Origin of the sequence: Limnospira sp. PMC 289.06 (assembly GCF_032350395.1) — a bacterium.
GTDB classification, from domain to species: Bacteria; Cyanobacteriota; Cyanobacteriia; order Cyanobacteriales; family Microcoleaceae; genus Limnospira; species Limnospira platensis.
Genome location: NZ_JARPLC010000145.1, coordinates 1 through 10,539, shown reverse-complemented (window position 1 = coordinate 10,539; position 10,539 = coordinate 1). Strand labels below are relative to the sequence as shown.

At 43.3% G+C, this 10,539-nt stretch carries 9 protein-coding genes and 1 tRNA gene; 1 reads left to right on the top strand and 9 read right to left on the bottom strand.

The features are described 5' to 3' along the window. Positions 1-914 precede the first annotated feature (914 nt). The 9 genes from P5674_RS20775 to moaC all read right to left on the bottom strand — a co-directional run bounded on the left by P5674_RS20775 (position 915) and on the right by moaC (position 9,778). Entirely contained in the window at positions 915-4,682 is a 3,768-nt protein-coding gene (locus P5674_RS20775; protein WP_315670239.1) for an FkbM family methyltransferase, read from the bottom strand. Positions 4,683-4,822: 140 nt separating this feature from the next. Beyond that, positions 4,823-5,329, bottom strand: coding sequence for a hypothetical protein (locus tag P5674_RS20770; protein ID WP_014274707.1), 507 nt, complete (start codon positions 5,327-5,329; stop codon positions 4,823-4,825). Next, on the bottom strand, positions 5,316-5,690 hold the full coding sequence (locus tag P5674_RS20765; RefSeq protein ID WP_231852112.1) for a nucleotidyltransferase family protein: 375 nt from the start codon (positions 5,688-5,690) through the stop codon (positions 5,316-5,318). Before P5674_RS20765 ends, P5674_RS20770 begins: the two co-directional genes overlap by 14 nt. A 34-nt stretch (positions 5,691-5,724) precedes the next feature. Beyond that, positions 5,725-6,183, bottom strand: a complete 459-nt coding sequence (locus P5674_RS20760; RefSeq protein ID WP_315670238.1) for a DUF29 domain-containing protein — start codon at positions 6,181-6,183, stop codon at positions 5,725-5,727. A gap of 37 nt (positions 6,184-6,220) precedes the next feature. After that, positions 6,221-6,688: a DUF29 domain-containing protein gene (locus tag P5674_RS20755; RefSeq protein WP_006617067.1), complete on the bottom strand. Its 468-nt coding sequence runs from the start codon at positions 6,686-6,688 to the stop codon at positions 6,221-6,223. 17 nt (positions 6,689-6,705) lie between these two features. Beyond that, positions 6,706-7,143 (bottom strand): tetratricopeptide repeat protein, encoded by a 438-nt coding sequence (locus tag P5674_RS20750; protein WP_006617068.1) that lies wholly within the window; start codon positions 7,141-7,143, stop codon positions 6,706-6,708. 144 nt (positions 7,144-7,287) lie between these two features. Then, positions 7,288-8,013: an HAD-IA family hydrolase gene (locus P5674_RS20745; RefSeq protein ID WP_043468093.1), complete on the bottom strand. Its 726-nt coding sequence runs from the start codon at positions 8,011-8,013 to the stop codon at positions 7,288-7,290. After that, a complete protein-coding gene (locus P5674_RS20740) occupies positions 8,014-9,210 on the bottom strand; it encodes an NAD(P)/FAD-dependent oxidoreductase (protein WP_315670237.1) in 1,197 nt (398 codons plus the stop codon). A gap of 43 nt (positions 9,211-9,253) precedes the next feature. Beyond that, entirely contained in the window at positions 9,254-9,778 is a 525-nt protein-coding gene (gene moaC / locus P5674_RS20735) for a cyclic pyranopterin monophosphate synthase MoaC (protein WP_014274710.1), read from the bottom strand. Positions 9,779-9,840: 62 nt separating this feature from the next. Here moaC and P5674_RS20730 point away from each other — a divergent pair. After that, a tRNA-Arg gene (locus P5674_RS20730) sits at positions 9,841-9,914 on the top strand. The last annotated feature ends 625 nt before the right edge of the window (positions 9,915-10,539 follow it).

Genomic DNA, 10,539 nt, shown 5'->3' with positions numbered 1-10,539 from the left:
ACGGTAGGTTGGGTGAAACGCAGTGAAACCCAACATCATATCAACTGGTGAAGAAACGGTAGGTTGGGTGAAACGCAGTGAAACCCAACATCATATCAACTGGTGAAGAAACGGTAGGTTGGGTGAAACGCAGTGAAACCCAACATCATATCAACTGGTGAAGAAACGGTAGGTTGGGTGAAACGCAGTGAAACCCAACATCATATCAACTGGTGAAGAAACCGGGTTTCTCAGCCGAAACGGTGAGGCGGGTTTATTATAGCGTTTCTCATATCCATAAGGTACAGCCCTCACCCCAAACCCCTCTCCCAATAGGGGAGAGGCTTGTCCTGAGCTTGTCGAAGGGGGCTTTGAAAAGTACCTCACCAATCCACCGAACCGCTATAATATAGTCGTGGGGAATTGATAATTGACGGCAGAGGGGCGGGTTTATTAATATGGTCGTGGGGAATTGATAATTGACAGCAGAACCCGCCCCTACATTAGAAACGGTGGGGCGGGTTTATTAATATGGTCGTGAGGAATAAGTAATTGACGGCAGAACCCGCCCCTACAATTAATTATTAATTATTACACATATCGTAGGGTGCGTCAGAGGGATAACCTATCGGGTCAACGGCAAATTTCTTTCATCTGACGCACCGCTGCCATATCCTGGTGAAGAAACCGGGTTTCTCAGCCGAAACAGTGAGGCGGGTTTATTATAGCGTTTCTCATATCCATAAGGTACAGCCCTCACCCCAAACCCCTCTCCCAATAGGGGAGAGGGGCTTTGAAAAGTACCTCACCAATCCACCGAACCGCTATAATATGGTCGTGGGGAATTGATAATTGACGGCAAAGAGGGGCGGGTTTATTAATATGGTCGTGGGGAATAAGTAATTGACGGCAGAACCCGCCCCTACAATTAATTATTAATTATTATCGGGTTCAACTACCGGAATAGTATCAACTTTTAGCTTATCAATTACCTCCTGATTTTCATGGTCTAATTTAATCCGACCCTGTAACTTAGAAATTAAAGCCGACCACTGCATGGGACTCAACTCGCCAACCAAGACAATTTCCGGCCCACCATCAAACTCTATTTCCTCCTCCATTAACAAGTTCATAGCCACACTAGATAAGACTAAATCAGCCTCTTCTGGGGTAATGTTGCTGTTATCTATCAATAAGGTCATCTCGGCTTTATCGGGATGATTAACGAGGGTTTTAATCACCTCTTGTAATTCTAATCCGACAGTTTCTTCTGATTGTGACCAGTCGGGGAAAATGATAAAATTCACCCTCTGAAGATTTAGACGTGCTAAAGTTACCTGAATTAAAGCTGAACTCATAATTTCCGCCATTTTCACCCAAGAAAACTGTTTGGCTTGTGTCAAACCTGCGGTAATTAAAGAGCTACGCACTGGGGATTTTTGAACTTCACACAAGGCATCTGTTAAACTATCAACATCATTAGCATCAATATAGATAGCCGCCTCTCCTGCGACTTCTGGAATGGAAGCGTTGGCACAAGTAATCACCGGACAACCACAGGCTAATGCTTCTAAAACTGGCATCCCAAAACCTTCGTATAAGGAGGGATAAACTAAAGCCACAGCACCAGAATAGGCAATTTTTAATTCTTCATCACTGAGTGTTAATGAATGAACCACAGTGCCGGAGGTATATTGTCTGTATTCGTTAGCGAGGGTGACACCGCTACCGGTGCAAATGATTTCAAAGCCTTGTTTGGTGTGAAGTTGGTCAAAGGCACGGAAAAATAAGATGGCATTTTTGTAGTTACTACCAGCACCAACTAACAAGAAGTAGGGTTTACTAATGCCGTATTTATGTTTAAAAGTGCTGATTTCTGTGGCTGTAGCTGGGGTGAAAATGGGAGCGACACCACAATGAGCAACGGTAACTTGTTCGATGCTAATATCAGGGAAAAACTTAACTAAATCTCTGGCGGTATTTTCGGAGATGGCAGCGTAAGAACAAGCCTGACGGATAGCATGATGTTTTTCTCGCCACATGGGTTGATTTAAACTGCCTCCCAACACTTCTGGTATCATGTCATAAGCCATAAATACAGAGGGGGTAGATAGGGGGGTGGTGTAATAGGTGGAGATGAATAAATCGGCTCCTTCTTGGTCACAGACTTGCTGTAGCATTTGCTTATCAGCATCGGTGTTATTGTAACTATAGGCGGGTATAGTTAGATAGCGGATACCAGGTATTTTGGGGGCGCTATTGGCGCGGTCTAATACAATAATATGGCCAGCAAATTCTGTGTTTGCCCATTCTTCTAAAAGAGTTCTCCACACCCTAGCAATACCTGTGCTATAGAGTTGGAAAAATACACCATCAATAATAATAGTAGGCGATCGCATTTCTATCTGTATAGATTTTTGCAAATCTTCTGGAGGCAAAAATTTCCAGTTGCCAGTATTGATATCTTTTTGTATAATTGGTGTAACTCCCAAGGCTTGAGCGCGATCGACCATAGTGCGATCGCCTACCCAACCAAAGTATTCCCGTAAATAAACAGGGAACTGGGTTTGTGATTGCAAGGACTGCCATTGACTGACGGCATTTTTGTAACCGTAATACTGTTCTTTAAACTTCAATTGTTCTGGGGTTACATAAGCAAAATGCTGGAAAATTAAACCCTCTTTTTCTGTTTCCCCGTGCATAAAAGGATTAATTGCCGCCACATTCTTCTGTTGACCATCTTCGCAAGTTTCCACTAATATCGGAGGTTCGTGGGCTGCCCAAACGCATCCAGGTTTAAACCTCCAAGTCCGCAACCAATCTTGGCGAGGATTTTGTGCATAGCAGTTGCGACTACTAATAATCATATTTTCTCCCACAAAATACCAACACCAATAAAATGCGGCAGTTTTGTCAGGATTCTTAACAAATAGTTTACGAGTTTGGCAAATCTGCTCTAAAGTCCAGATCTCATCAACATCCACCTGCCACAGCAAACATTCTTCTTTGATATTTGCCAAAGGCGCATTAACCATTTCTCGTTTACCATCCCAAAATTTTCCTTCGGGTTTGCGGTAAATAGTGATATTCTCTGGATACTTTTGAGCCAGTTGATCTAAATATTCTGATGTGCCGTCCTTACTACGACCATTTTTATGGATTTGGTCAGTAATTTGACCGCCCAACTTTAAACACCAACTTGTATCATGTTTTAAGTCGGCTACACCTTCAATAATATGCCAATGCCACTTAAAAGGAAGTTGCTTAAATACTTCTATATGGTAATGGATAAAAGGTTCGCCATTGAGAACAATAGTAAAGAAATGAATTGGCAGTTCTCGGAAAGCGATGTAATTCTCATAAAAAGAGTTTGAATCTAAAACCTTATCTCCGATTTCACCATTACTTGTGATCCGATGACACTCATAACCATTTTGAATTAAAATATCAAATGTATCTTTGGCTTTTCTGTTTAATCCTTCCAGCATCTTTTGGGATATTTCAAATTGAATAAACCTAATAGCATTTTTTTCTAATAATTGTTTCGCCCCTAAAAGAACATCATATTCAGCACCTTCGACATCAATTTTCAAATAATCTATGGATTCAATAAGCTGTTCTTCGCAAAAAGAATCTATAGCAACTGCTTCGACCATTTCGGTTTTGACAATGGGGATTTTTTCCTGGGGATTTAGGGGGTTGTTCATATCAGGAACCCCAATGCTATTCCACACGGAGTATTCCTCTGGAAATTCATTAAATTTTATAATTTGATTACTCGAAAAAACGGCTTTTTGGAATAAATTAACATTACTCAAATCCCGCTCGTTTATGCGCTCTCTTAGTTTTTGAAAAATAGCTGGGGTTGGCTCAAAAGTGTAAACTTTTCCTGATTCACCTATCAGTTTGCTAAATAAAATAGAGTAATCCCCTAGATTGGCTCCTACATCAAATACAGTCATCCCAGATTTAACTATATTTTTTACAAGCTTTTGTTCGTTTATTTCATTTAAGAATAAACTACTTTTGTCGCCAAAAATAGCATAACCGTTCCGAAGATTTTTGTTTTCCTTAATTAACACATATTTTGGATCTGCAATGAGTTGATTATAATTATCATAATTTTTAAAAGTATTAATATCATCTAATAGAATAAATTTAGCCCCATATATTGCTTTTAGTTCTGCCTTTCCTGTAAATTCAGAACCATCAATTAAGACCACATCAAAAATGTCTATATTGTTTTCTTCTTTAATCAGTTCAATTCCTCCGCCATTAACTCCTGAAGTTCTCAAGTATTCTGTATCTTGATTCCACCAATTTAAAACTTGTTCTATGGGATATACATTAAGATTTGTTCGATTGTTTTGATAGAATTCTCGAATTTCGTTTTCTGTCGGGAAACTTTCTAAAGGAACTGATGATACATTATAACAGTGCACAAAAGAATAATCTTCATACCTCTTTCTTAAAGCATCAAACCTGCTTTTAGAGATTTCCATACAAAATAGTAATGGCTCATTAGAATTATTGACTAAACCTTGTACAAAGGCTTCTGTGCTTCCCGAACCCGATGAAGAACCAATTTCTAAAACTGTTTTAATATCTCCTTCTGTAGCAATCTGTTGGATAGCTTGATAAAATTCATCATTCTTAATTTCTGGAGGGATTAATTGATCCAAAGCAGATGGTAATTTAGACATTGACTGTATCTCCAAAACAAGAAAACCGGACCGGAAAAATTTACTTTTTTTTCTGACAAAACCAAGTCAGATAGGCAGGTTGCACGATTATACCACACCATGGCAAAAAACCGATCGCCTCCCCGCCACTGAAACAACACTTAACATTCCTCCAACCGTTCCGCCAACTCTCGTAACTCCTGGACAAACCGCCGCACTTCCGACTCGAAACAATGCCAGACTTGAGAATAGCCTTGCACAAGATCTTCCACCCGTTCCGTCTCCAGTTCAAAACCGTAGATATTGCGGACTATATGACGAAAACCGAGATACTCCCGGAGACTCAGCACCGTTTCCGAACTCAGAACTGGGGGGAGTCCTTCTCGTTCCACACTCATGCGGTTGAGGAGTCGCTTGTGCCAATCAAAACTCGAAGGTAACGCACCATTGAGTTCAGAAACAATCAATTGAAAAATCCTCTCGCAGCCCGTATAAAAATTATGCAATTTCAGTGCTAAACTCTCATAAAAAATCCCCGATAGTGTCGGATAGCGATCGATTTCCTGGCGCACTTGAACGATCGCATTTTCCAACTCTCCCAAACGCGCTAACTCTAGTTCAATATCCGTCGCTAACTCCTGTAACTCACTCGGACTAACCTCCCTCATAAACACATTCCCCCGTTTGCAATACCCGATCGCCAAAATGTGGTTCTAAATCCTCCAAAGGCTTCAAATCTACCCATCGCCGCGTTAAATCATTCGCCTCCGCCAACGCCAAAAAATAATCTTTTTTTCTCAACCCTTCCACCGCCAAATCAATATCCGAAGTTTCGCTAAAACCTCCCCTCACCAACGACCCGAATAAGATAACCCGCCTCACTCCAAACTTACTCACCAGCATTTCTACAATTATATCCACATCCGATCGCGCCTGGTTTGCTAATTTTTGATTTTGCGCCGCTTGCTGGGCTCTTCGTTTTTTCCAATAGGCTAGGCGATCGCTATTCACAAATTCCTGATTCATCATCTTTCCCCCACAATTATACCCTCATATCCTTAATTTACGGAAACCAATTTTCATCTAACACCTCCTCTAAGTTGGCGATCGGAGTCGAGGGAAAATCGCTCACCGATAAACCCGAAATATCAGAAACCAACTCTCGCGCATCTTCGTAGATATCAACTAATTCCTGGGATAGGTAATTTTGGAGGCTGGGACTATCCTTTAAATGTCGCTTAATCTGTTTACGGAAATTACGGATTTCTCGCCGCCAGTGATTTTGATTGTTTTCTTTTTCAGAATGCCAATATTTGAGTTTGAGTAAATGCTCAAATAAAAGAGTCAACAGACTGGCCAACTTTCTTTTATCCCTTTTACTCAAGTCTAGCACCTCTTCGATTAGGTTCTCTAAATCCACCGCCTCAAAATCACCTTTTTTGAGGTGTTTAACCGTTTCCAGAACCCAGAGATGATAATCCGTATCATATAGACTTTTGAGTGATTCGCTTAACTGTTGCATCGTTAAGTTATGCCTCCATTATATCAGCCTTTAATTACTACTTACTCACCGGAGGAAACCAATTTTCATCTAACACCTCGTCTAAGTTGGCGATCGCCTTTTCCGGGAAAGTATCTAGGGGGAGTTGCGTTTTAGCCACCACAATTTTTAAGGCATCTTCGTAACAATCATCAAAGATTTCTGATAGGTAATTTTTTAGGCTAGGACTATCCATTAGTATCCCTCTGATTTCCATCAGAAAATTGGCAATTTCTCCCAGCCAATAGCCTCGATTTCTTTCCGTTTCAGCCTCCCAGTATTGCCACATTAGCAAATGCTCAAATGACAGCCTTAAAAGATTCCTTAACTCTCTTTTGTCCATCGCAGCCAAGCCTAGAATTTCCGCGATTAAGTTCTCCAAATCCAGAGCCTCAAAATCGCCTGTTTCTAGGTGTTTAACCGTTGCCAGAACCCAAAGATGATAGTCCCTATCATATAAGCTCGCTTCGTCGCTGAGTTGATTCATGAGTAGCCAGATATTAACTAATCTGCAACCGCTGGCTGTGTATCAGTTTTTAACTGTTTTAAGAGGTTTTGATAATCCTCAACATCGGGATATAAATTAACTAACTTTTCCAAAGGTGCGATCGCCTCTTCCAGTTGATTTTGTTCCAAGCGAACCATCACCAACCCTTCCAAAGCTGTTTGATTTTCCGGTTCCCGCTGCAAAACCGACTGATAACCACGTTCTTGGCGTTCTAACTGTGATATAATTGTAGCAGCTTCCTCCGCTTGGTTGACTTCTGAGGACTGGGAATTACTGCGAAACATTGCACCCAAACCCGAAGACATCATCCCCAGAAAAGCTGCCGTCGAAATGAACATCATCACCTTCTGTAGTTTTTTGCGGCGCTCCATGCGGCGAGCGATCGCCTCTCCGTAGTGTTTTCTCAGAGAATCGGAATTTTCGACAGTTCCCATTTTCTCAATACCTCCCTAAACCAGGTCACATAAACCCATATATAATCATCTTACCCAACTTGAGCGCTATTGCGATCAGGTGGGTGTCATTTAGCGATCGTGTTTTAGCGCCTGGTTTAAGCCTGCGGGAAGGGGTCATATCATCTAGCTAGTCACCTCAATTTCTGCTAAGGTAGAATAGGAGGCTTTATCTGGCGTTGAGGGAGTATCTCGCTCTACTAATACTCCCGCTATTCCCGCTGATTTTGCACCCTGATAGTCCGCCGTAAAACTGTCCCCAATATGCAAAACTTCTCCTGGCTGAAAATCGTATTTTTCTAGTGCTACCGCAAAAATTTTGGGGTCAGGTTTTGCCGCGCCAACTTCTGTAGAAATCGTCACCGTCGAGAAAAATCCCCCTAAACCCAAAACTTCTAACACTGGATATAACCGGGAATCAAAGTTAGATAAAACTCCCAATTCTATACCACAATTTCGCCACTTTGTCAAGGTGGGAATTACATCAGGATAAACCACCCAAGGTTCAGCCGTAGCAAACTCTTGGTAAAGTTGCTCAAAAAACTTGGGGAAGTCCGAAAACTCCTGAAAAACTCCCACAGCCTTAAAACTTTCGGCGGCAATATCGCGCCACCAGGCTAGTTCTAATTGGGGAATTTCCGCCATATCTGCGCCCGGAAAAGCCATAGGTGTAGCGGCGCTAAAACTCTGATAAAATGCCTGATTAAGGGTTTTGGCACAGACGTTAACTCCCCATTTTTGGGCAATTTTGCCGTAAACATCACCCACAGTTTCTCGGACACCAAAGAGGGTTCCCACTGCATCTAGTAAGATTAATTTAGGCGAGAGAGGGCTAGGATTTATCATCGGTATTTATTTATTGATCATTAACTCTTGAAAAGGGCGACTTATCCAGTTAAAGGCTACGCGCATTTGATGTTCCCAGGTCGGTAAACGATACAGATAAATGAGGCGGCGGGCGACATGGGCTAACTGTCCATCGAGTTTAATTCCTAAACCGGTGAGAGTGGCGTTATCTTTCCCTAAAGTCATCATTTCTCCGAGGGCTTGATAATGGAAAGATAGCAGGGGTCTTCCGGTTAAAGATGCCCACAGATTCCAGCCCGCATAATCCGCTTGTTGAAAGGCAGCTTGGGCGGTTTTGGGAACTTTTTTGCCTTCCGCATCATGGGAGTCGGCGAGGTCTCCCAGGGCGAATATTTCGGGGTGTTCAATGACTTGTAATTTGGGATTGATGATGATTTGATGTTCGCTGTTTTGTTTCAGGGGAAGCGATCGCACTATATCGGGGGTCTGGGTTCCCACAGTCCACATAACAATATCAACGGGTAAAGTATCTACCTGGTCGCGATATTCGAGGGTAATACTTTCGGCATCTAGGGATTTAACCGTAGTTTCTAAATCCAGCCAAACCTGTCGTTCTGATAGAGCTTTTTGAGCAGCTTCCCGGTTAAAGTCGGGGGCAGATTTGAGGATTTCTTCTCCTCTGTCCACGAGGCGCAAACGCCCGCGTTTTCCGAGTCTTTCCGCTAATTTACAGGCTAATTCTACACCACTATAACCGCCGCCAATGATGGCTACTCTAATTTTTTCCGCGTCCGAGGCTTCCAGGAGGCGCAGACGTTGTTGTAAACGATAAGCATCCTCCACCCGACGAAAAGGTATGGCGTATTGTTGAGCCCCTGGTACGATATCAAGGGGGGTTTCTCCTCCCATGGCTAAGACTAGGCGATCGTAATCGAGAAATTGACCATCTTGTAATTGCACCTGTTGGGCGGTAATATCAATATCGGCAACAGTTCCCTGAATAAACCGAATTGGTGTGTCTTGCAGGAGTTGTTGAAAGGGTGGGGCAATTTCCCAGGCTTGGAGTTCTCCGGTCACCAGTTCATACAGTAGGGGCGCAAACACAAAGCGGTCTCTGGAGTCAACTATAGTAATTTCCGGGCTTTGTGTGGGTAGCCACGGTAACTGGGTCAAACGTAGGGCGGTATATAGCCCACCGAAGCCACCGCCGAGAATGCAAATGCGAGTTGGTTGTTCTGTCATAGGTTTGGGAGTAGGTATCGCTTCTAGGATAGCAAGGCGATCGCTATTTCGGCAGTGGCTGGGACAATGGCTGCTGATAATATCCTGATTTTCCCCCCGTTTTACTCAACAGATGAATTGAGCCAATTTCCATGGATTTATCTAGGGCTTTGGCCATGTCATAGAGGGTTAAGGCGGCGATGGAAACGGCGGTTAGGGCTTCCATTTCTACCCCGGTTTCGGCGATGGTTATGGCTTCGGCGCGGATTTGATAACCTGGGAGTTGGGGGTCGGCGGTGAATTTAACATCTATTTTAGCTAGGGGGAGTGGATGACACAGGGGGATTAATTGGGCCGTTTGTTTGGCGGCCATAATTCCGGCAATTTTGGCGGTTCCCAAAACATCTCCTTTGGGTGCGTTTCCCAATTCGATCGCTTTTAGGGTTTCCGGAAGCATTTTCACCCATCCACTGGCGATCGCCACCCGTCGAGTTTTGGCCTTCTCTGACACATCCACCATCTGCGCTTCTCCCCTATAATCAAGGTGGGTTAAGGATTGGGGAGAATTTTCTGAAGAATTGCTTGTCATTTTCGGAAAGTGTGTTATTATCTTAAATGGCGGTGAAACAAGTCTAAGTTTAACGCCAACGGGGGCTTGTAGCTCAGTGGACTAGAGCACGTGGCTACGGACCACGGTGTCGGGGGTTCGAATCCCTCCTAGCCCGTTTTCTCTCAACTCTTATTATAACGGCGATTATCGGGAAACTCAACCCGATAGTCGCACTGTGGCGATCGTATTTCCATCCCCAGATTGATAATTATTAATTGATAATTGTAGGGGCGGGTTCTGCTATCAATTTTCCATCCCCAGGACGATATGAATAAACCCGCCCCCCTCTGTGGCTGTCAATTTTCCATCCCTACAACCATATTAATAAACCCGCCCCACCCCCGATAATTAATGTGGTGCGTCAGAGCCATAAAATTGGCCGTTGACCCGATAGGTTATCTCTCTGACGCACCCTACGAACTGAGAAACCGGGTTTCTTGACCTCGGCGATAATTGTAGGGGCGGGTTCTGCTGTCAATTTTCCATCCCCAGGACGATATGAATAAACCCGCCCCCCTCTGTGGCTGTCAATTTTCCATCCCTACAACCATATGAATAAACCCGCCCCCCTCTGTGGCTGTCAATTTTCCATCCCCAGGACTATCTGAATAAACCCCCCCCACCCCCGATAATTAATGTGGTGCGTCAGAGCCATAAAATTGGCTGTTGACCCGATAGGTTATCCCTCTGACGCACCCTACGAACTGAGAAACCGGGTTTCTTGACCTCGGCGATAATTG